The organism is Candidatus Nitrosocosmicus sp. T, assembly GCF_054408485.1.
In genome coordinates this window covers 2,794,567-2,816,149 of record NZ_CP166992.1, presented here as the reverse complement: position 1 = coordinate 2,816,149, position 21,583 = coordinate 2,794,567, and the positions used below count along the sequence as shown (strand labels likewise).

Genomic DNA, 21,583 nt, shown 5'->3' with positions numbered 1-21,583 from the left:
AAAATGTATAATTATATCTTAACATATTGTTTTTATAGTATTATATTAGATTTTAAATTGATGTATAATTCATTAGCAAATCACAAAAGAATTGTGCTGCTTTCTGCAACTCTATTTGCTGCTACTTTGTTACTTTTTGGAGCCTATTCATTTAATGCCATAAATGCACAGTCATTAGAGAAACTTACAATAAGTCTAAATTCTGCTACCTTCGGACCATTAACTTCAAATCCGTCCCTTAATCAAGTAAAACTTTTGGTTGACTATCAAACTAAGGATCTTTCGCTAGTAGATTCTACTATTAACGGAGTAATGCAGGTGTATGCACCTAATGGAACCCTATTAAAGACCTCTTCTTATCCAAACGGCTTTACAATAACTGAATCGGGAATTATTCAATTTGCTACATCCTTCTCTGACCCTTCTCTAACGAGTGTAAAAACTAATGTCACTCTCACCGATTTGAATAAGACTGAAACACTATCAAATACATTGTCTTCGGATGTAGCACTAACTCTTTGATCTAATAAAATTATTTTTTCATTTTCTTATTTTTAATATTTTCTAGCTGTATACTAATTATATTTAATTCAGAATCGTGGTTTTATAATTAATTAAAACTTTAGAGATATTATTGTAATACTTTTAATCATACTATGTCAATCATAGTAAATTTAACAAAGAATGTTTAAATTGCATGTCTAACAAAATTAGGGAAGCCTAATGTTATTAGTATTAACGCCATGTCTAATAGATCACTCTAGTCCTATCATTAGCGGTTGTACGCGAGGTAAAAGAATGTGGTAAAACTACTTGCACCTTTTATTCTGCTATTTCTGATAGTAAATATCTCATTTTCGTTTGTAAGTAATGCCCTCGCCCAAAATTCTACTTCCACAGAAAATCCTACAATATCAAATGAGGATCTATTGCTTTTGAATATCAATCTAAATAGAATAGACACGCAACTTGATATTCTATTAAATAAAATAAATATTAATAATAATTCTCTGTTATTTGAGCATGCGTATATACCGCATTCAATAATCTTCCCATCCACTAAACCTGTTGCCATTTCTATTGACGAAGAATTGGCCAGAAATTTAGAAAATAAACTAACTGATATTCCGTTGCAAATTCGCTCTAATCCTGATTCTCCTGTTATTCTGACTGAAATAAATGATTCCAAAAACATAATTGACGATTTTTATTCAAAACTGAAAGATACGTTTTCTGCACAGGATTTTTCAATTCTTGAATCCCAGACCATGTCGTATCTATTAAGGGATGCCTATAATTCATATGGGTTATACTTGAACTCTTCAAAAACTGCCGACACTGATGCTGCAAACTTTGCCATGATAGATTATGAGAATACAAGAGGATTGATAAATCAATCAAATACAATTTTTGAAATATTAAAGCCAAATATGCCTGATGCAAAATCTAAAGAGATAGAATATTTTCTCACAAATTTGAATACAATAATAGATTCCAAAAGTGACAATAATCAAGAGTTTTCAAGAATAGTTTTCGCAATAGAGAATGATTTGAACGAGTCTAACAATATTCGTATGCAAAGCACAACCAGCACCGTTGACCCGTCTCTTCAGATCTATTATGATAACATAGATACTCTCTTAAATAACGCCATTTCCTCCGTTCAAAATGGTAATTATCTTGCTGCAGACAAAAATGTGTCTGCTGCCTACTTGGATAATTATGAATACCTTGAAGCCCCAATCGAGGAGGTAAATTCCACCTTAATGTTGCAAATAGAAACAAATATGCGAGAAAATCTACGTGCTTTAATCAAAAATCAAACTTCACTTGCTGTCATTGAACCTTACATTTCTAACATAAAAGATGATCTACAAGTTTCCAAACAGTTGCTAAGTACTGCCAACAATGCACAGTCCAACAATAATTTTACATTACCATCCTCTTTTGTTACGAATACTGCCAATATTGATTCTCTAAAACAAGGGTTTGGAATTTATACTGGTGAAAGACGTTCCATGGGCGAAACCTCGGAAGATTTCAAGGGTCAAGTTCGTAACGATATAGATACAATCAGAGTTAAACTAGATGAAGTTATAGCTGTTTATAATCAAAATGACACTTCTCAAGCACTAGCAACCGCCAGATCAGCTTATCTTGATAGTTATGAAAATATTGAAATACCCTTGAGGCCCATCGATCCAGATTTTACTCTCGAAATGGAGATAAAGTTTGCTGAATTGCGTAACCTCATTACTTCAAGTGCTCCATCTGATGAAGTCGTTTCAAAGATTTCAGAACTTAAAAATGGATTAGATGAATCCGAACGGTTTGTTTCGGGTATCGGAGTCGTTGCACCTGCTATTGCATTCTCTTCATCATTTTCAATTATTTTTAGAGAAGGCTTGGAGGCTGCTTTGATACTAGGTGCCATTTTGACATACTTGGAGGCATCACGAAATGAAAAGTACAAAAAGCACGTATATGCTGGAGTAATGCTTGCTATTGCACTGACTGCTGTGACTTGGGTTATTGCTGAATTCATAATAGAAATATCTGGTGCACAAAGGGAACTTATTGAGGCTATTGCTGGAATTTCTGCAGTAGCTGTATTATTCTGGGTCAGCTTTTGGGTTCTGAACAAGATTGAAACTAAGAAATGGATTGAATTTGTTAAAGCCAAAGTATGGCAAGCAACCGCTACTGGTAGTTTTATGGTATTTGTTTTGCTGTCTTTCTTTACTGTGTATAGAGAGGGCTTTGAAACAGTCTTGTTTTATCAAGCTCTATTTTCTTTTGCAAAATATATGGAGCTGTACAAGTACTTGCAGGATTAATTCTGGGCATGGCTGTAATAATTGCAGTCGTCTTTATAATTCGAAAACTGGGGAAGAAATTGCCATTAAGAGTTTTGTTTGGGCTTACCATGGGAGTTGGAGCTTTTATGTCAATTACATTCTTAGGAAATGCTTTACGCGAATTCCAAGAGCTCGGTTGGATTTCAACCACTCATCTGCTGGGCATAATTCCTAGATTCGATATTAATGTGGCAACTATGACTGGAATCCATCCTACTTTAGAAACTGTTTTGGGACAAGTAATATTACTAGCGATATACCTAGCCGGATCGGTGTATATTCTAATTATTCAACCTAGACGTCAGCAAGTTATAGCTTCAATGAGAAAGTCCGTGGGAGACAAGCATAAGAGAGGATGAACGAAGGAAGTAAGGAAGGAAGTAGACAAAGACTTCTAATATTTACTATATTTATTATAAAAAATTAATAAAATTGATAAAGTAGTTATATTTGTTAATTTAATATTCTTTTGTTTGATTGATATACCGGACCTATATTCTTTTTACAGCAGTTCAGGTTACATTGGTATATTTTTGATCAGCTTTGTAGGCAGTATTATTCCATTTATTCCAGTCCCATATTTTCCCGTTTTAGTTACTTCAGCTTTAGATAAAAGTCTGGACCCAAACCTAATTGTTTTACTGAGCACCATTGGAGCGGTTATGGCCAAAACAATAATCTTTATTGCAAGCTATTATGGTAGGAACATTCTAAGTAAAAAGACAAAAACCCGAATGCTTCCTCTTCAGAAACTATTAAGCAAATATGGTGGTATAGGGGTTTTTGTGGCCGCTTTAACTCCAATACCAGATGATTTGGTATATATTCCCCTAGGGATTGCCAAATACAGTCCGTCTAGATTTGCTCTATTTACATTCGCAGGTAAGTTTTTCCTCGGGGCAACAATTGTGTGGGGCACCGTATTTCTAGGTCGACCAATAATGGATAAATTCCTTGTTGTAACCGATTCTAGTAATGGGTATTCGACCTTTTTGGTTCCTATAATAACTGTAGTAATATTAGCTGTGGTATTATTTTTTACATTTAAATTTGATTGGGCCAAAATAATTGGCAGATGGTTTCCATGGGCTATCGATAATTCTGATGGTAGTTTTGACGATGATCACAAAAAAAATAACTAGCATATTTATTTAGATAACATTTTAATATAATCTTCTTCACCTGAATTATTTTCTAATGTTTAATAACAAAAAAATACCATATAGCATGTCTAAAAATGGATAGCGACTCAAATAGTGATTTCAACGTTCTGTTTAAAAAAAGTTATAAAGAACTTGGAATTAATTGGCTTGATAATTTAGAAAGTGATGATGACTATATGACTACTATAATGAAGGATTTTCAAACCATATTTCCAGAGATTAAGGTTGTAAATCCATATATGATTTTATTAAAGACAATAACTTTTGTAATACAAAAAAATAGCTTTGTATTACAAAAGAGCGACGTATATGATTTTTTTATAATGTCATACAAGTTTTTGATAGATCATTTGATAAAAAAACAGGTCAATTCTATTCCATTTACTTTATCTACTTTTGACAATGTTATTTTTGAAATTTGCAATGACTTCCTTCATACATACGATACTTTTGATAAAAATGTGAAAATCCAGTTTCCTAGCTTACTAGTAGATGTCCTTTCTATAATATTTTTCAAGTCCGATTTAGATGGCAAAAAGGTATCTCTTTTTCAGTTAAAGACTTACTATGAATCCAAAAAATCATCCTTGATAGAGCATGTTTATTCATATCCATCAAGAGAACTACAATTTTTGCCAGGAAAATCATTTAAAAATCCAAAAGAGCTAATTGATAATCTAAATACTGCTGAGATGCCTTCTTCTCCTGTGAAAAAAACCTATACTGCTATTAAACGAGATAATACTCAGCAGTCCTATACTCCTAAATTAGTAAACACAATTCACATGACAGATGAAATGGTATTAAGATTAGCACAGATTGTTCAGCGAGATCCCGATCAAGTCAAAAAATCTTTATCCGTATTACCCGAAAAAGAAGTACAAAAACTGCATGACATATGCAATAATTATAGTAAAGTTCTTCGCTATGGTAAGCTCGTTGGATTAAAAGATTTCAAAACCGAAATCGAATCCGAACTTGGACGTTCCTTATCTGATAAACAAATCAGGCATTCACAAATTTCAATCAAAAAGGTCCAATTTTACATAGAAAATATTTTGGATGGTAAATTCCAAACACATTTGACTCATGGAATTAATCATGTTAAACATAATTTTGAATATGGTTATAGACTGGTTGGCCTAATAAATACTACAAAATCTAAGAAGAAAAAAAACATTTGTTAAAATCCATACAAATGTAAAAACCATTTTTCTATTACATTTGTCAGGATTTGGATTCTTAACCATTAAAAGATGAATTACTTCGACTGATTTCAAAGTCTTTTTTTGCTGTTCTATACTCTTGTGATTCATTCAAGCTATTATGGCCACTGCTCTTATGGGAGAACCAGAACAGTTCTTTAATTTTAATGGTAATGCCATAAAAGTAAATTCCTTACTGAGTAGTAGTTTATCTAGGTTTATCAGATTTTCGATTATTGGAATATCATTAGCGCCAAAAATTCTGTGAGAATTAAAGTCATGATCGGTGGCAGGATCAATGCTGGGACTATCAATTCCTACCAGATTTATCTGGAGGTCTGCCAGATATCTTGCAGCGGCTTTAGATAGTCCGGGGTTCTTACTAAAATATTTGTCTAAAGATCTATTAAATATCCAATTTGTGTTAATTAAGATGGTATCGTTCTTCATAATTTTATGATTTCTTAGATCACTAACTTCGATCTTTTCATCATCTCCTTTTTCAATTTTTAACACTTTTATGTTTTCTTTAATTACTAGCCTGTTAAGAGGAATTTTTTCTACTGTAGTGCCATGCTCTTGAAAGTGATAGGGGGCATCTATATGGGTGCCTACATGGGTACTAGCAAATAATACTTCTGAAGTATATTTGTGATTGTGAAAATTTGACCACTGTAAAATGTTTACTTTCGGTGAATCTGGAAAAACTTGAATATATTCATCAATATCCAGTGTTAAATCGATTATCTGCAATTGTTCTCAAATGAGGTTTTCAATGGTCCTATTTAGCATTATTCATAATTTCTAAATTACATCTGTATTTCTTATTAATAATTAGATGAAGTACACACTTGTGTACATTAAATCTCTTACTTTTGGTGAATATCTTTAAAAACAATACTACGTAACCTTTTAATTAATTCGTGCTTTATTTTTTCTGTTGATAAAACTTGTGTATAACATTAAACTATTGCTTTATTCTTTCGCTATTATTTTAATACTATTATCTTCAAACTATTCTTCCGTTTATTTTTCTTATGGAGCGTACTCTAAAGCTCTACCATCTCCTGATGGACCGACAATTAATGATGATAGTTTAACTGTTGAAAAGGTTACTTCCGATTTGAAATTTCCAACTAGCATGACTTTTGTGGGAAATAATGATATGTTAGTTACTGAAAAAAATACTGGTAAGGTTATAAGGGTACTCGATGGTCAGGTACAGGATAATCCCTTACTTGATCTACCGGTAGCTACAAAAATCGAACGTGGACTATTAGGGATTGTTGCTTCTAAACATCTAGATGGAAAAACTTTTGTTTTCTTATCCTATACCGAATCTGGAAATAATGAGGATGGTAGTGATGTATCTAATAATATAGACCCGTTAGGAAATAGACTATATCGTTATCAGTATGTAGATGGCCAATTAATAGATCCTGTTCTTCTATTGGATTTGACTGCGATTCCGAATAATGTTAATCGAACTGATCATAATGGAGGTAAAGTCACAATTGGACCGGACAATAACGTCTATATGATAATAGGAGAAGTTGGAGGCCATAGGACGCAGGCACAAAATATAGAAAATGGTCCAGCACCTAATGGATTAGGCGGTGTTCTCAGAATTACTCAAGATGGCGGATTAGTTGATGATGAACCAATCTTTGGTACTGACTTGCCTTTAGGTGTTTACTACGCAATGGGTATTAGGAATAGTTTCGGGATCGATTTTGATCCTATGACTGGTAATTTATGGGATACCGAGAATGGTCCTACGGCAGGCGATGAGATCAACCTAGTTTTTCCTGGATTTAACAGTGGCTGGTCGTTAATTCAGGGATTTTCTGGCGATGATCTATTGGGTAACGGGGCAACCCCAAGTGATCTAATAATTTTTGGAAACGGAAAATATGCAGAACCCAAATTTACTTGGCATATTCCTATAGGTCCGACTGCACTAAAATTTTTGAATTCAGATAAGTTGGGTAAAGAATATGAAAATAATATGTTTGTAGGTGACATTAATAATGGCAATTTATATAGATTTACTTTGAATGAGGCCCGTGATGATATTAACATAAATAATACTTATGTAGGACAAGCATCTGCATTAGTGGATAAAAAAGTGGATAATACTGTTGAAAGTATTCCTATTACGTTTGGACAAGGTTTCGGTGGAATTACTGACATCCAGGTAGGACCTGACGGATATCTGTATGTCCTAAGCTTTACAGGGGATTTGTACAAAATATTGCCAATCTCACAAAGTAGCATTCCGAAGGCTCAATCTCCATCATCACAATCTAGTGTTGTACCTGAGGATTCCATTTTGGTAACAATTAACGGTATCAGCGGTGACAACTCGTATGCACCAAATCCAATTATTATAAATTCTGGTGAAACAATTACATGGTATAATGCAGATACCGTATCACATACCGCCACTTCTGGGTCAGACAGCGATCCTGATGAGGGTCAGTTGTTTGATTCAGACGCAATACTTTCAAAACAGGCATTCACCTTAAAATTTGATAATAAGGGTACTTTTAATTATTATTGCATTTACCACCCTTCGATGGTTGGTGAGATTGTTGTAAAATAAAGACCCCTACTCTATACACTTTTTTGTTTGTAATAATTTATCTGCTTAGACATCTTTTCTATATAACTAAATATAGAAAACAACTACATAATTTGTATAATAACAAAAAACCGATTTCTATATAAATAGTAGTCAAAATGTGTTAAGTCATAACAAGACTCTTTATAATCTATCAAATATTGCAATAACTCCGATAGTATTTGAAAATATTTATCATAGTGTGTATAACTGGAGAAAAATCAGAATAAAATTTGCAGAGTAAACTTGATAAATATAACACCGTTTAAATATTAGGATAGCCTAACAATTAGGGTAGCCTAAATGATGTTATCTGATCAGCAATATTTACTGAATCAAGAAGATAAAAATGCTTCAATTTTATTGAAGGAATTATTTGATGGATTTTCTTACAAGATTATAATGTCTACCATCGAAGATTCCAAAACCGTTTTTGAAATTTGCAAGGAAAATGACTTGCCTATTAGTTCGACATACAAAAAAATAAGAAAACTTAAGGATCTTGGACTTTTATTTATTGATAGAATTGTGATAAATGAAAAAGGAAAAAAGGTTGTCTTTTACAAAAGTAAAATCCAGTCAGTAGAATTGATATTGAACAAAAAACAGGTCCTTTTACAATTTAAGAAAAACGAACGAAATTTAGATCGTTCTATATTGCAATAAGTCTGTTAAGGCTCTATAAAAATGAATTAATTCATATCATTTTTTTCCTTTAATCAAATTTGAATCAATAAAGTTAAAAAATAATACTGTGTAATAATATACATTGACTGTTTATTCAAAAAATTCTGGACTCCCAGAGCAATTGTATGTAGGCACCGCAGAAGCCGAGCATGTTGAAATGTATTTGAAGGCAATGTGGTCTATTTTAGAAAGTGGCCAAGAGTTAAAAGTTAGTTCCATAGCCAGAATTTTAAATGTCACTCAACCATCAGTGGTTCAAATGCTTCATAAGTTGAATGATTCTCTTTTAATTGATTATAAAAAGGGTTCTATAGTGACGCTTACAAAAGAGGGTGAGAACATTGGAAAAAAAATGATACGAAATACTCGACTGTTAGAAGTGCTTATGAGGGATGCCTTAAAAATCGATGTAGATGAAGAGATGGTTTGTGGCATTGAACATCATATGAAAGAAATTTTTACCGATGCACTATGCACCCTGTTAAAACATCCTAAGATCTGTCCCCACGGATATAATATTCCAGAGGGTAGTTGTTGTATTGGAAGATAATTTCATTTCATTTCAAACATTTTTACCTCTTTATTAAATACCGTTAGATATGCTATATAGGCCAATTGCGGTTTTTGATTCAGGATTGGGTTCACTATCTGTTGTGAGAGAATTGAGGAAAATTATTCCCTCCGAGAACATTTTGTATTTTGCAGATAAAAAAAATTTTCCATATGGAAATAAGACTAAGAGTGAATTAAAGTCAATAATACTAAAATCCATTAAATTTTTGGAGAAATATCAGCCAAAACTAATAGTAATGGCATCAAATACACCCTCTGTTCAAATTTATGATGAAATTAAAAACAATTTTTCGACAGCTATCATTTCAACAAAAATACCGCTAGATAAGACAATAAACTTGACTAGGAAAAAACACATAGCAATAATGGCATCGAAAGGTACACTTCATAGTAAAGAGTTCAATTACTTGATAAAAAAAGAGATACCTCAACAGATTTTTGTGGATAAGGTAGATTCTTCAGAGATTATTAATCTAGTTGAAAGTGGATTATTTTTGTTCGATCAGAAATTTACCTATGATAAAATTCGAGAAATAATTGACTCCAATATTGATAACACAATTGATGTTATTGCATTGGGTAGCACTCATTTGCCATTTGTTAAAAATTATATTGAATCTATTTTGCCATCCATCAAGTTCATAAACTCTTCAGCTGAAGTTGCAAAAGAAGTGAAGAATTATCTTAAATATACTGGAGACTTTGATAAGAATAAGAATAGCAAAGGCAAACTCGAAATTCTTGTTTCTGCAGATAAAAAAAACTTTCAGTCAATTCTTAGATATATGGGAATTAAAGAAATAATATTTGATGTCTCGCTACAAATGTAACTCCTGGATGTGGTAGCATTTAAATTACTTAGAATGTATGAAACAAACGTTTTTCTGGTTTCTATGAAAGCGAGTGAACAAAAGGTATGAAAAAAATTAGGATCGGAATAGATGTAGGGGGCACCTTTACCAAAGCCGTAGCTATTGATGTACTTGAAAAAAAAATACTGGGAAAAAAATCTGTTTCAACAACACATACTTTAGAAGGGGGTGTTTCTGTAGGTATTGTTAACGCCTTATCCTCATTAATTGAGATGTGCAATATAGACCATGAAGAAATAGAGTTGATCTCCCATAGTACTACCCAAGCAGTAAATGCCTTTCTTGAAGGAGATGTATCAAAAGTTGGAATTATTGGAATGGGAGTGGGAATGGAAAAAACCAATGTCGTCAAAAGAACCCACATTAAAGATATATCTCTAAATTCTAATAAATTTCTAAAAACCTGTTATACCTTTTTGGATACCTCTAAATATTTAGAGGAACCTGGAATCGAAAAATCCATAGAGAATTTAGTTTCCGAGGGAGCTCAATCAATAGTCGTAAGTGAGGCTTTCGGAGTCGATGATCCAAGTAACGAATTATTTGTAATGAAGCATTCTAAACTTCCTTGCACTGCCGGACATGAATTGACGGGAATTTATGGGTTAGAGATCAGAACTTTAACAGCAACAATTAATGCTAGCATTCTTCCAAAAGCCACGAGTACCGCAAATTATGTTAAATCTGCAGTCAATAACTTAGGTATAGATGTACCGGTAATGATAATGAAAGGTGACGGCGGTGTAACCACATTAGATTCATTTTTGCACAAGCCTATAATAACAGTGCTTTCGGGTCCAGCTGCAAGTGTTGTAGGTGCTTTGCTTTTTTTGCAGGTTTTAGAAGGCATATTTATTGAAGTTGGTGGCACTTCAACTAACATTAGTATAATTAAAGATGGAAAGCCTGAAATGCGCTATGTGAACATTATGGAACATCCAACTTGTATAAGATCACTTGATGTAAGAATTTGTGGGGTTGCTGGTGGATCTTTATTGAGGCTTTCATCAAAGAGAAAAATTATTGATGTCGGTCCTCGATCCTCACATATTGCTGGATTGGAGTATTCTTGTTTTGCCGATCCTGATGAATTGATAAAGGGTGAAATCGTACCTCTTAGTCCACTTAATAACGATCCAAATGACTATATTAGTATCAAAGTTCCCGGAGGAAAAGCATACGGGATTACCAATACATGTGCCGCAAATGCCTTAGGTCTCATCCCTAAGAATGATAATGCATATGGAAATGTGGATTCGGCTAGAATCGCATTTACGAAATTGGCTACCTATATGGGAATGTTGCCTGAGCAAATTGCTAAACAAGTTTTAGATATTTCTGTTTCAAAGATATCAGATTATATAATTCCAATGATAAAAGAGTACAAATTATCAAAGAACAGAATAATAGTTATTGGAGGAGGAGGAGGTGCTTCCGTTTTGGTACCACTTGTTGCTAAGAAACTCAGTTTTGAATACAAAAAGGCAGAGTACGCCGATGTCATTTCATCTATAGGTGTAGCCACAGGAATGATTTATGAAGAGAAAGAGAAAACCATTAATAATCCTACTCCTGAAGATGTTACTCAATTAATAACTGAGACTAAGGATGTAGCTATTAGAAAAAATGCATCTCCAGATTCACTATCTGTTCAATCGGAATATATAAGCGATCGTTCAATTTTGAGAGTCACTGTTATAGGTAATGTTGCTCTAGATTTGAATAATATCGGTTCTAAAGAATTAGAGCAAGAAGAATTAGACATGATTGCAAAAGATCTATTTCATCATGATGGAGATGTTACCTTAAAACATAAACTAGGAAATTATTGTATTTTTACTAATATATATCAGAAAAAAAAATTATTCTTTAAAACAACAATGCAATCTATATTGATATTAGATAAATTTGGGAGAGTGCGTCTCTCATTGGATAATGGTAAATTGATACATGGATTTTCAACCAAAATATCTTCAGATCTCCCATCAATCATCTCAAGATTTTCCTCAAATTCTGATCTATCTCCAAATGTTCAATTGGTTGATGGGTTTCAATTATTGGATTTTTCTAGCTTAAACGCAAATGAACAAGTAATTCAAGCAATTAGAGAACAGTTAGATAAAATTGATACCGAGGTCTTGCTAATTATCAAGCAATAGGCATTATATTTATTGCACACAATATAAAATCATATTGATACATAATTATGTCACGCTGGGTGCTTTATATTTGTCACATGAAGTGGTAAATAATTTTCAATCATATTCTTGAGTATGGATATTCTCTCGATCTTGTCTGATCCTTTATCATGTTTTTCAATAGTATATTTTGTCAATATGATATTATTACGCACCTACGTCTCAATTATATCAATCCAATTAATAGGTTGTAGAAATTTGATCATATTTGATAAATGATGTCAATCATAGTTCAACATTTTTAAGATTCTCGTATTATTTCAATCATGTCATGAAAGATGTAGTCATATTGCCGGGACCTTCTTCAGTAGAGCTGGGGAATTCTATTGCTTCATGTTTAAATGTTGATCCCGTTGAAGTTGAATTACGTACTTTTTCTGATGGAGAAAGTAAAATAAGAATTAATGCGAATTTACATGATAAAAAATGCATTGTTGTACAATCCACCTATCCTCCTGTAGATTCACATTTTTTACAAACCTTGATGATGCTGTCATATTGTAATAACTCTGGCGCTTCAGAAGTTATTCCTGTTATTCCTTACATGGGTTATGCAAGACAAGACAGAATATTTCTGAAAGGAGAATGTGTGACTATGTCTATGATAGCAAAACTGTTTGAATATTTTGGAACCCGGAATCTGATAACAGTTGATATACACAGCACTAAGGCATTATCTTATTTCAATTATTATATTTTTAATATTTCTTCTATGCCCTTGCTGGCAAAATATGCCACAAACAATTTTAATTTAACGGACCCTGTTATTGTGTCGCCAGACCTTGGAGGAGTTTCTAGAGCAAAAGAGTTTGCTGGGATTATGAATGCTTCTTTTATTGGGTTAAAAAAAAATAGAGATAGATTCACTGGAGATATTACCATGGATGATAAACTAGATATTACAGTTACGAATCGAGATATTGTGATTCTTGACGATATGGTATCCAGTGGAGGAACTATACTAAGGGCTGTGGATATATTAAAAAATAACAATTGCAGTAAAATCTTTGTTATGTGCGTTCACGCTCTAGCGGATGAAAAATCCATAAATTTGTTGAAAAGTTCTGGAATAAATGAGATTGTTTCTACCAATAGTATTCCAAGATCCTGTTCAAAGATTGATTTGAGTAGCGAGATTGGAAATACCTTGACCTCCATTTTGTCACGTGATTGAGCCTCCTATGGTAAATCTCGAAGTTATTTTTCTTGGAACATCCGCAGCGATGCCCTCCGAAGACAGATCGCTTTCTTCCCTTGTAGTAAATAGAAATGGAACTTTATTGATTTTTGATGCGGGGGAGGGAATGCAATATAATTTTATTCGTACTAGATTGGGATTTAATAAGAAAACTATGCTATTCGTTACCCATATGCACTCTGATCATATCTTGGGTATATTGGGTTTTCTACAAACACTATCACTACAAGGCAGAAAGACATCAGTTGATATTTTCGGTCCAGAACTACTTTATAATTTCTTAATTGAGAACATGAAACTACTTCAGATTAAATTAACTTTTCAAGTAGATATTCATATAATTCCTAATTCTCAAGGAACTCTTGTAGAGGAGAAGGACTATAAGATATTATATTGTAGATCTGAGCATGGTCCTAACATTTGTTCATATGCATATTGTTTGCTTGAAAATGAAAGACCCGGAGAATTCAACGCAAGAAGGGCAAAAGAATTAGGTATTCCTGAAGGAGAATTATATGGCTTACTTCAAAAAGGTGTTGATGTTATTTATGATGATAAATTATTTTATTCTCATGATATCGTTGGCCCAACAAGACGTGGTAGGAAAATTGGTATTTCTGGAGACACGCGTCCATCTGACAGTTTGTGTAATTTTTTTAGAAATTGTGATTTACTGATCTTCGAATCAACATTCTCATCCAATGAACATACAAAGGCTACGGAATCCTATCATTCTACCGCTATCGAAACTGCCACTCTAGCTAAAATGGCCTCAGTACATAGATTATGTCTGACCCACTTTAGCAGTAGATATAAAGATCTCCATATCTTATTAAATGAAGCCAAATCGGTATTCTTTCATACCGAATTAGCGTTCGACCTGAAAATAATACCGGTTCATTACTTGAGGTAACCTCAAGATGCAGTTTATTAACTAATCTTTTCTATAAAGTTCTTTAGTACTTCCTTCTTATCATTAGATAACACCATACAGGCCTCTACCAATTCTTTTTCAATTGTTATTTGATTAGATATTACTTTCTTCAGATTATCTATATCAAGCCTGTCTAGTCTTTCTATTTCTCCACGATTGTATGCCACAATATACTCGTTTATTATTTTCAAAATAAAGGTCGGGGCATAGCGTGATAGTAACAAAATGCCGTCATTTATTATACCATTATTTTCATTGATGCCTGTATTATTAACATTTGAATTTAACAGATAAATCTCAAGCAGCTTCATTCGCAATCTAATATCCCCTGTTTCTTCAATAGTTGATGCAATAATGAGACCAATATTAGTAAGCTCATAGTATGGTATTCCTTGGATTTGAAGGGCTTTGGGACCCCTTTTTATTGGCAATCTGCCACCCTCTTTTACTACCTTTGCTGGTATCAATACCTCGTCAAGATCTTTAAAAATAGCGGAGTAAATATTTTGCCAGGCGATGCCATATTTCTTAGCTAAAATATGCGCTATTGAAGTTCTAGTTTTTCCACTCGGGTCTTTTTCTGATGCTATGTGTGCAATTATTCCTCTTTGTCTCTTAGATTCCCTAGTTGATTTTACTTGATGAGTTTTAAAAGTATCAAAAATTGCTATATGGCTACCTCTTTTCAAAACTCGAATACTTTTTATCTATTAGTATATTTATATATATTTTATTTTTATTGTTTTTATGTTATATTAAATAAATAATAAAAAAATATTACTTTAACAAAAAAAATTATTTTTTAATTTGACGCATTACGTCTACTTGACCGCTATGAAGCCAGTCTTTTAATTCTTCATGTGACGGTTTTGTATCGTGTTTACCCTGAAGATGAAGATGGAGTAATACATAATTTACCTGATTCAATAAAACCTTGTTGGCTTCATCGCCCTTGCGAGCTTTTGTTTTCAAATCTCCCGGCACGGTTGCCCACCATTCATCAAATGTTCTGTTCTTTTGAGTATTAGATTGAGAACCAAATCCCTTTGGTAATGTCATGTTGCATCTAAGTTAATCAAGGATGGTATTAAATGTTTTTTAATTAGTATTGACGAATTTTAAATATATTTAAACATTATTTCTGTGAAGTTGTTTTTCAAATTAATAATATAGTTTCATATAAAATTTTCAAATTAAGTCAACTTTATACTATTTTTTTAATATTAATGTTTGGAGCTTGAATAATCAGTGAACCAAATCCTTTGTAATTGTCTGTAACGTCAATTTATCCATATGATATTATAATAAAATTTTTCAAAACAGGTTAAATTTTCATTTATCTGGTATTGGTATTTTGACTGGTTAAAATGAAAATGAAAATGTAATGCCTGGGAATTTTATTATAAATATCGATAATTAGTAATCATTTTATAAATATGCAGTATTTAGTTTAGTATGTCAAATTATGATACCGAAAAAAATGTTCATATAATAGTTCATGGTCAAAAGCAATTATTTGAAACTGTTAAATCACGACTTGGTGAAATTGGTTTGAAACCAGAAAAATTAGCTTTGGCAGATATGAATAAAGCGGGTAATGAGGGCGATTATGTTGCAATGCTATGGCCTCCAATGGCTCCTACAGAAATCATATTGAGTCAAATTATAGATTTCAACGGAACGAACGGACGCGGTATGGGGGCGTGGACGACTGTAAATCAAAAAGAATTACAGCGTATCCCTCTCAATTAAGAGCCCGATTACTCTCTTTACTTTTTCTATATCCATGGGTAAATTGTGAATCATAAACTTTGGAAAATTCATATTTCTTTGGTGCTATCACATCTCCAACCACTATTAATGCAGTTTTAACAATTCTTTCTTCTTTTACTTTCTTTGTAATGGTATCAAGAGTACCTTTAAGTATTTTTTGATCTTTCCATGTTGCTTTATATACTACTGCAACTGGTGTATCGGTGGTGTAGACTCCGCCCTTCAATAATTCTTCAATAACTCTTTCAAGTAAATGCACACTTAAATAAAATGCCATGGTCGATCCATGTTTTGACAATTCTGAAATTCGTTCTCTATCTGGAACAGGTGTTCTGAATTCTGCCCGAGTTATGATTATCGTTTGAGTAATGCCAGGCAGAGTTAATTCTAGATTCATAGATGCTGCTGCACCAAGAAGTGAAGTGATCCCAGGAACAACATTACATTCAATTTTATCTTTCTCTAATCTGTCAATTTGTTCTCTTATATACTAAAAATAGTTGGGTCTCCATCATGAAATCTGATCGCCAACTTGCCATTTTTTGTAGAATCCTTTAGAATTTCATATATTTCTAATCTGTCTAATTTCGCTGCATCGTGTAATTGAGCATCTCTTTTAGCATACCTCAGTAATTCGGGATTTAATAACGATCCCGAATATATTATTACATCAGCGTTTTCTAAAAGGTTCTTCGCTTTAATTGTAATTAATTCAGGGTCGCCAGGTCCTGAACCTACAAAATAAACTGTGTTCTTTTGAATCATTTTTTCTTTTTGGCAATCATTATTGAAAAGTACTTATCATTGTTTTCTTTTTTGTTTTTTGCCACGTCCACAAGCTTCCTTTTTTGTAATGTTTCATTATCGGTTGAGACGTCTTCAGCAATAAAAACATCTGAATCCTCCGGAAAACTTGATTCCATTAGTATGTCTATTACATTATTAAAATACCTACCGTCCTTTAAGAATACAAGTGTATCACAACATTCTGCTGCTATTTTTAATCTGTCCAGATTATAACAAGCGGGGATTATTCCTATTATCTCTTCTCCTTCTCCTATTGGTGTTTTGATTTCGGCGGAAAAAGAGAAAATCGATGTTATTCCTGGTACTATCTCTATCTCAATGTCCCTGTAATTTTCACACATTTCTTTATGAATGTATATCCAAGTACTGTAAAGAGATGGATCACCTACAGTTAAATAAACTGCTTTTTTTCCATTTCGGACCGCATCAGCTATTTCCTTGGCATTAGTCTTCCAATATTCTCTTAATTTCTCGTAATCTTTTACCATGGGAAAAACTAACTGACGAACTTCAGTTTTTTTGGTGAGGAATTTTTCGACTATTGACAAAGCAACACTAGGTTTATTCTCTCTTGCAGTTGGAGTATAAATCACTTCAGCGTTTTTAATAATATTGATTGCTTTCAAAGTTAGTAAATCGGGATCACCAGGACCACAGCCAACACAATATAATGTAGAATTACCCATAGATGGTTTTTAAAAAATATTAATTAAAGTTTTTGTATTTTACTTTGTACCAGAGAAAATTATTACCGGATTTCTTGAAATCATCATAGTACCTGAGCCAGTTTTTTTTGCCTTTGCAATAGTCACTTGGGTTATATCTATCTCCTGCAACTCTGAATCTTGCATAGATTTAAGTGCATTATATATAGTTTCTATCAAGATGGATGTGACCACTATTCTTCCCCCTTCATTTAGCTTGGAAATAGCTAATTTTATTATATGTTCTGTTTCTCCAGTAGTTCCACCTATTACAATAGCGTCAACATTAGGCAATGTGGGTAAAACGTCTTGAGCTAATCCATGTATAATCGTGGCGTCATTTAAGACCTCAAATTTTGTTAAATTTTTCTCTGTTAGGTCAATCGCAACCTTGTCCATATCTATGGCATAAACTTTACTTTTGGTTTGAAGAATTAATTCCGCAGTTATACTACCACTACCACATCCAATATCTATGGCTGTAAACCCTTCTTTTAGTCGTAATTTACTAATTATTATCGAACGAATATCTTCTTTTGTAATTGGTACGTTGTCTATCCTATCAAAAAATTCGTCAGGAATGCCAGGAGTCTTATAATTCCAGATCATTTCCATCGTTTCATATTATATGTTGGTTTAATACCGTATAGGTTAAAACCATAAATGTAAATAACATGAAAATAAAGCCAAAAATTGCTATTGTGATTATTTTTTTCTTTTTTTCTTTAGGAAGGTCCCCAGCCATCCTAGTTGCAATTATCTGGGATATGGAGTAAAAAATAATGCCTATTAATATTGTTAATCCTATGGTATTGGATTGATCAGAATTAGGTTTTACAATGGCGCCCAAAATGGATCCTGCGACTGCAGCCATAACGACTCTTAAATAATATATTTTATCTTCTATTAGCAATGATATGCGCTATTAGTTTTTGATTAACCACATTTATTTCCTACTTTCTTCGGTTAAGAAAACAAGAGCCTCCAAGCAAGATGAACTTATGGGGAAGATTCATTGGTTTCAACGCTTACCATAATCCTGTAATATTTCAATCTTAGTATTTATTCTTGAATTCAATTTCATTTGATTCTGCTAATCTCAAATTCTGTATATTGGTGTATATTGTATCTTATTATATTCAATTAGATCATGATAAATTTAGATGGCTATTTCAGAGATTGAACTTAGATATATTGTAAATAACATCAAAGAAGTTATTGATAGTGTTTACTATGTAAGCAATATTTCTCTTATAACAAAAAATGCTCTGATCATAAAATTTCATCATTCACAAAAAAATGATGTTTCCCTACTGGTTTCTTCCCTAGGAATCTGTATTACTAAGTATAAATATTCTATTATTGAGGATAATGAGTCTTTAAAAAAAATTAAGACCGATCTTGAACGTTCAAAACTGATTGATGTCTCTGTCGTATCTGGAGAACGAATAGTTGAATTTGTTTTTCAATCTATTCAAGGAATGAAATACTATTTAATTGTCGAACTATTTGGTCATGGCAACATAATAATTTGCAATGAATCTCACAAGATTTTGAATATTCTAAATCCCATTAACGTTCGACATAGAGTGTTAAAACCTGGATTGAAATATTTTCCTCCTCCTTCTAGAGGAGCTGACCCGTTATCTTTAGATTATGACGATTTTTTATCTTTAATCAAAAATAGCGACCAGGGGAATATTGATATAAAAAAATGGTTAGGACGAACGTTATCAATTTCAAAGAAATTTATCGAATTGGCAGTTCAAAATAGTAAAATCTCTAACAAGAAAGTCAAAGATCTGACTTCAGTGGAACTTAAAAACTTATTCGAAGAATTGACCTCATTAATAAGAAATATTTTAACCGGTTTCGGACATGAACCCTGCATTATTTTAGATGATGATAATGATCCTGCAGATGTAAGTCCAATAACTCCATCAGATGTTCCTCCGGAAAATGTTAGAAAATATAGTTTGTACACTGATGCAATTGATGACTTGCTAAACTATTCCGTTTTACATACTGGTTCATTGAGAAATTCTGAATTAGAGAAGCAGATCGAGTCATTAGAACATGATTTGAATGAGCAGAAAAAAGCTAAAGACCTTGTTATTTCCAAATCAAACAAGCTCAGAGGTTTTGCCAATCTGCTTATGCAAGAGACTGACGGTGTGTTGAATCCAGAAAACCATTCAATTGCAAAATTACTTCATGATTCGGATGCTAAAATTTTGAGCATAAAAGGTAAGAATTATCTGGAAATTGTAGATGAAAAAATAGCTATAGATATAGGAAACTCTAACATCCCAAAAATTTCTTCCTTGTTATTTAATGTTGCAAAGGATATGGAAAGAGGATTGATTACCATAGAAAATTCCCATTCAAAATTACTTGAACAAATGGACAAAATTCAAAAACAGAAAAACAAAAAACCATCATTAGCAGAAATTAAGATTTTGACTAATAAAGAATGGTATGAAAAATATCGATGGTTTCTTACAACTGATGATGTGTTAGCTATAGGTGGCAGGGATTCATCGTCAAATTCAGTACTTATAAGAAGACATATGACAGAAAACGACTATATTTTTCATGCAGAGGTCAATGGTTCTCCTTTCTTTATATTAAAGAACGCTAATAACAAAACCAGCGCAGATCTGTCACAAAGTATCATTGAAACTGCTCAGGCAACTATATCTTTTAGTAGGTCTTGGAAGGATAATCTTTCTTCTGCTGATGCATATTGGGTCTATCCTTCTCAGGTAAAAAAAGGCGCACCTACGGGTCAGTATCTTCCAAAGGGGGCATTCATAATTGAAGGCAAGCGAAATTTTGTAAAAAACTTGGAAATAAAACTTGCAATTGGTCTGTCTTTCATTGAAGACCGACCACTATTTATTGTCGGACCCTTCTCTGCAATTTTAAAAAGATCCGTATTTTTAAGAAATATGATCCCGTCTGGTTTTGATGTCGTAAAGGCTTCAAAAAAGATTAAATCTGATTTTGTAGATTACTCTATAAAAAATGAGTTTCCTGAACGGTTAATACATTATCTAAAGAATTTATCAATAGATGAAATAGTAAGAATCTTGCCGGTAGGTCAATTCAAACTATTGCCTATTGAAAAAGGCGAATTAAAATATGATTTTAGTAGTTTCTTACCAAAGTAATTAAATTAAAACTCTAAAGATCTGATGTGTATCAATGGGAAGAAGAATAGAAAAGTAATTAAATTAAAACTCTAAAGATCTGATGTGTCTAAAGATATTAGAGATGAAACTACTGCCATGACAACTCGAGTATTAGTCAGCGATGTCATGAATAGCCCTATAGTTCATGCAGGACCTAACGATGACCTTGTTACAATTTCAAAACTTATGACTAATGCTCAGATTGGAAGCATTATTATTTTAGATAACGATAAACCGGTTGGAATAATTACTGATTGGGATATTGTTTCCAAAGCAATAGCTGTCGGTTCAATCCCTTCTGAAATTAAAGCATCGGATATAATGAAAGAGTTAATTACTATTACTGGAGAGGAAAGTATTACATCTGCTGCAAGACTTTTACGACAACATGGAATTAAGCGTTTAGGAGTGACCCATAAAGATAATTTAGTCGGAATTATTTCGGTATCCGATGTTCTTGCGGTTACGCCGGAATTATTTGATGTAGTTTCTGAAAAATCACTGCTTATAAGAGGCGAGATTGGACGCTCTCCACGCAATATTTCTGGATACTGTGACGAATGCGGTGAATGGTCCGATTTTCTACTCTATGCTGATGGTTCTTATACCTGTGAAGTTTGCAGAGGGGAGTAAAAGTGACAGATATCTGCAAGCATTTTTGATCATATAGATTGTTGCATTTAGTGGAGGAAAAGTAGAAGGAGGAGAGGGATAACACTTTTCATTTATATATATGACTTATAGCTCGTAGCATAGAATGTTCAGTCTTTCTTCAGATCATTTTGAAAATAACA

General features: G+C 32.8%; 22 protein-coding genes and 1 pseudogene. 15 read left to right on the top strand and 8 right to left on the bottom strand.

From position 1 onward, the window contains the following. Positions 1-60 precede the first annotated feature (60 nt). The 5 genes from AB0A59_RS14505 to AB0A59_RS14485 all read left to right on the top strand — a co-directional run bounded on the left by AB0A59_RS14505 (position 61) and on the right by AB0A59_RS14485 (position 5,208). The gene (locus AB0A59_RS14505; protein WP_458744914.1) at positions 61-522 is read left to right on the top strand and encodes a hypothetical protein; all 462 of its coding nucleotides are present in this window, start codon (positions 61-63) and stop codon (positions 520-522) included. A gap of 278 nt (positions 523-800) precedes the next feature. Further along, positions 801-2,837 (top strand): FTR1 family iron permease, encoded by a 2,037-nt coding sequence (locus AB0A59_RS14500; RefSeq protein WP_458744912.1) that lies wholly within the window; start codon positions 801-803, stop codon positions 2,835-2,837. Between the two features lie 8 nt (positions 2,838-2,845). After that, positions 2,846-3,217, top strand: coding sequence for an FTR1 family protein (locus AB0A59_RS14495; protein WP_458744911.1), 372 nt, complete (start codon positions 2,846-2,848; stop codon positions 3,215-3,217). A 114-nt stretch (positions 3,218-3,331) separates the two neighbouring features. Beyond that, entirely contained in the window at positions 3,332-4,000 is a 669-nt protein-coding gene (locus AB0A59_RS14490) for a DedA family protein (RefSeq protein WP_458744909.1), read from the top strand. Between the two features lie 95 nt (positions 4,001-4,095). Continuing rightward, positions 4,096-5,208, top strand: coding sequence for a hypothetical protein (locus AB0A59_RS14485; RefSeq protein ID WP_458744908.1), 1,113 nt, complete (start codon positions 4,096-4,098; stop codon positions 5,206-5,208). 129 nt (positions 5,209-5,337) lie between these two features. On the opposite strand, the gene AB0A59_RS14480 is transcribed toward AB0A59_RS14485, so the two are convergent. Next, entirely contained in the window at positions 5,338-5,979 is a 642-nt protein-coding gene (locus AB0A59_RS14480) for a cyclase family protein (protein WP_458744906.1), read from the bottom strand. A 199-nt stretch (positions 5,980-6,178) separates the two neighbouring features. On the opposite strand from AB0A59_RS14480, the gene AB0A59_RS14475 reads away from it, so the two are divergent. From AB0A59_RS14475 to AB0A59_RS14455, 5 genes are all read left to right on the top strand, one after another. Next, entirely contained in the window at positions 6,179-7,831 is a 1,653-nt protein-coding gene (locus AB0A59_RS14475; RefSeq protein WP_458744905.1) for a PQQ-dependent sugar dehydrogenase, read from the top strand. Positions 7,832-8,152: 321 nt separating this feature from the next. Continuing rightward, positions 8,153-8,515: a hypothetical protein gene (locus AB0A59_RS14470; protein WP_458744904.1), complete on the top strand. Its 363-nt coding sequence runs from the start codon at positions 8,153-8,155 to the stop codon at positions 8,513-8,515. 178 nt (positions 8,516-8,693) lie between these two features. Further along, on the top strand, positions 8,694-9,086 hold the full coding sequence (locus AB0A59_RS14465) for a metal-dependent transcriptional regulator (RefSeq protein WP_458747621.1): 393 nt from the start codon (positions 8,694-8,696) through the stop codon (positions 9,084-9,086). A gap of 49 nt (positions 9,087-9,135) precedes the next feature. After that, complete coding sequence (gene murI, locus AB0A59_RS14460; protein ID WP_458744902.1) at positions 9,136-9,939, top strand: glutamate racemase; 804 nt, start codon at positions 9,136-9,138, stop codon at positions 9,937-9,939. Between the two features lie 86 nt (positions 9,940-10,025). After that, positions 10,026-12,140 carry a hydantoinase/oxoprolinase family protein gene (locus AB0A59_RS14455; RefSeq protein ID WP_458744900.1) on the top strand — a complete coding sequence of 705 codons (2,115 nt, stop codon included), beginning with the start codon at positions 10,026-10,028 and terminating at the stop codon, positions 12,138-12,140. Between the two features lie 50 nt (positions 12,141-12,190). On the opposite strand, the gene AB0A59_RS14450 is transcribed toward AB0A59_RS14455, so the two are convergent. Continuing rightward, complete coding sequence (locus tag AB0A59_RS14450; RefSeq protein WP_458744898.1) at positions 12,191-12,316, bottom strand: hypothetical protein; 126 nt, start codon at positions 12,314-12,316, stop codon at positions 12,191-12,193. Between the two features lie 134 nt (positions 12,317-12,450). Here AB0A59_RS14450 and AB0A59_RS14445 point away from each other — a divergent pair, with 134 nt between their 5' ends. Next, a complete protein-coding gene (locus AB0A59_RS14445) occupies positions 12,451-13,353 on the top strand; it encodes a ribose-phosphate diphosphokinase (protein WP_458744896.1) in 903 nt (300 codons plus the stop codon). Between the two features lie 7 nt (positions 13,354-13,360). Next, positions 13,361-14,290 (top strand): ribonuclease Z, encoded by a 930-nt coding sequence (gene rnz / locus AB0A59_RS14440; protein ID WP_458744895.1) that lies wholly within the window; start codon positions 13,361-13,363, stop codon positions 14,288-14,290. Positions 14,291-14,307: 17 nt separating this feature from the next. On the opposite strand, the gene AB0A59_RS14435 is transcribed toward rnz, so the two are convergent. Together AB0A59_RS14435 and AB0A59_RS14430 are read right to left on the bottom strand one after the other, a co-directional pair. Then, a complete protein-coding gene (locus AB0A59_RS14435; RefSeq protein WP_458744893.1) occupies positions 14,308-15,000 on the bottom strand; it encodes a hypothetical protein in 693 nt (230 codons plus the stop codon). A gap of 106 nt (positions 15,001-15,106) precedes the next feature. Continuing rightward, entirely contained in the window at positions 15,107-15,370 is a 264-nt protein-coding gene (locus AB0A59_RS14430; protein WP_144730631.1) for a hypothetical protein, read from the bottom strand. 396 nt (positions 15,371-15,766) lie between these two features. On the opposite strand from AB0A59_RS14430, the gene AB0A59_RS14425 reads away from it, so the two are divergent. After that, a complete protein-coding gene (locus tag AB0A59_RS14425) occupies positions 15,767-16,063 on the top strand; it encodes a hypothetical protein (RefSeq protein ID WP_458744891.1) in 297 nt (98 codons plus the stop codon). Here AB0A59_RS14425 and cobM read toward each other — a convergent pair. The 4 genes and pseudogenes from cobM to AB0A59_RS14405 form a co-directional block, all read right to left on the bottom strand. Continuing rightward, positions 16,056-16,849: pseudogene (cobM, locus tag AB0A59_RS14420) on the bottom strand (precorrin-4 C(11)-methyltransferase). The gene AB0A59_RS14425 and the pseudogene cobM sit on opposite strands and share 8 nt — an antisense overlap. After that, on the bottom strand, positions 16,846-17,577 hold the full coding sequence (cobI, locus tag AB0A59_RS14415) for a precorrin-2 C(20)-methyltransferase (RefSeq protein WP_458744889.1): 732 nt from the start codon (positions 17,575-17,577) through the stop codon (positions 16,846-16,848). The pseudogene cobM and the gene cobI overlap by 4 nt, the downstream one beginning before the upstream one ends. Before the next feature lie 39 nt (positions 17,578-17,616). Continuing rightward, entirely contained in the window at positions 17,617-18,204 is a 588-nt protein-coding gene (gene cbiT, locus AB0A59_RS14410) for a precorrin-6Y C5,15-methyltransferase (decarboxylating) subunit CbiT (RefSeq protein ID WP_458744887.1), read from the bottom strand. A gap of 10 nt (positions 18,205-18,214) precedes the next feature. Continuing rightward, a complete protein-coding gene (locus AB0A59_RS14405; protein ID WP_458744886.1) occupies positions 18,215-18,508 on the bottom strand; it encodes a hypothetical protein in 294 nt (97 codons plus the stop codon). Between the two features lie 250 nt (positions 18,509-18,758). Between AB0A59_RS14405 and rqcH the strand changes: the two genes are divergently transcribed. Continuing rightward, positions 18,759-20,768, top strand: a complete 2,010-nt coding sequence (gene rqcH / locus AB0A59_RS14400) for a ribosome rescue protein RqcH (protein WP_458744885.1) — start codon at positions 18,759-18,761, stop codon at positions 20,766-20,768. 84 nt (positions 20,769-20,852) lie between these two features. After that, a complete protein-coding gene (locus AB0A59_RS14395; protein WP_458744884.1) occupies positions 20,853-21,422 on the top strand; it encodes a CBS domain-containing protein in 570 nt (189 codons plus the stop codon). Positions 21,423-21,583: the final 161 nt, after the last annotated feature.

Coding starts and splice junctions, on each gene's coding strand:
- AB0A59_RS14505 (WP_458744914.1), top strand. CDS start 61: ATGTATAATTCATTAGCAAATCACAAAAGAATTGTGCTGCTTTCTGCA.
- AB0A59_RS14495 (WP_458744911.1), top strand. CDS start 2,846: ATGGCTGTAATAATTGCAGTCGTCTTTATAATTCGAAAACTGGGGAAG.
- AB0A59_RS14485 (WP_458744908.1), top strand. CDS start 4,096: ATGGATAGCGACTCAAATAGTGATTTCAACGTTCTGTTTAAAAAAAGT.
- AB0A59_RS14470 (WP_458744904.1), top strand. CDS start 8,153: ATGATGTTATCTGATCAGCAATATTTACTGAATCAAGAAGATAAAAAT.
- AB0A59_RS14465 (WP_458747621.1), top strand. CDS start 8,694: ATGTATTTGAAGGCAATGTGGTCTATTTTAGAAAGTGGCCAAGAGTTA.
- murI (WP_458744902.1), top strand. CDS start 9,136: ATGCTATATAGGCCAATTGCGGTTTTTGATTCAGGATTGGGTTCACTA.
- AB0A59_RS14455 (WP_458744900.1), top strand. CDS start 10,026: ATGAAAAAAATTAGGATCGGAATAGATGTAGGGGGCACCTTTACCAAA.
- AB0A59_RS14445 (WP_458744896.1), top strand. CDS start 12,451: ATGAAAGATGTAGTCATATTGCCGGGACCTTCTTCAGTAGAGCTGGGG.
- rnz (WP_458744895.1), top strand. CDS start 13,361: ATGGTAAATCTCGAAGTTATTTTTCTTGGAACATCCGCAGCGATGCCC.
- AB0A59_RS14430 (WP_144730631.1), bottom strand. CDS start 15,370: ATGACATTACCAAAGGGATTTGGTTCTCAATCTAATACTCAAAAGAAC.
- AB0A59_RS14425 (WP_458744891.1), top strand. CDS start 15,767: ATGTCAAATTATGATACCGAAAAAAATGTTCATATAATAGTTCATGGT.
- cobI (WP_458744889.1), bottom strand. CDS start 17,577: ATGGGTAATTCTACATTATATTGTGTTGGCTGTGGTCCTGGTGATCCC.
- cbiT (WP_458744887.1), bottom strand. CDS start 18,204: ATGATCTGGAATTATAAGACTCCTGGCATTCCTGACGAATTTTTTGAT.
- rqcH (WP_458744885.1), top strand. CDS start 18,759: ATGGCTATTTCAGAGATTGAACTTAGATATATTGTAAATAACATCAAA.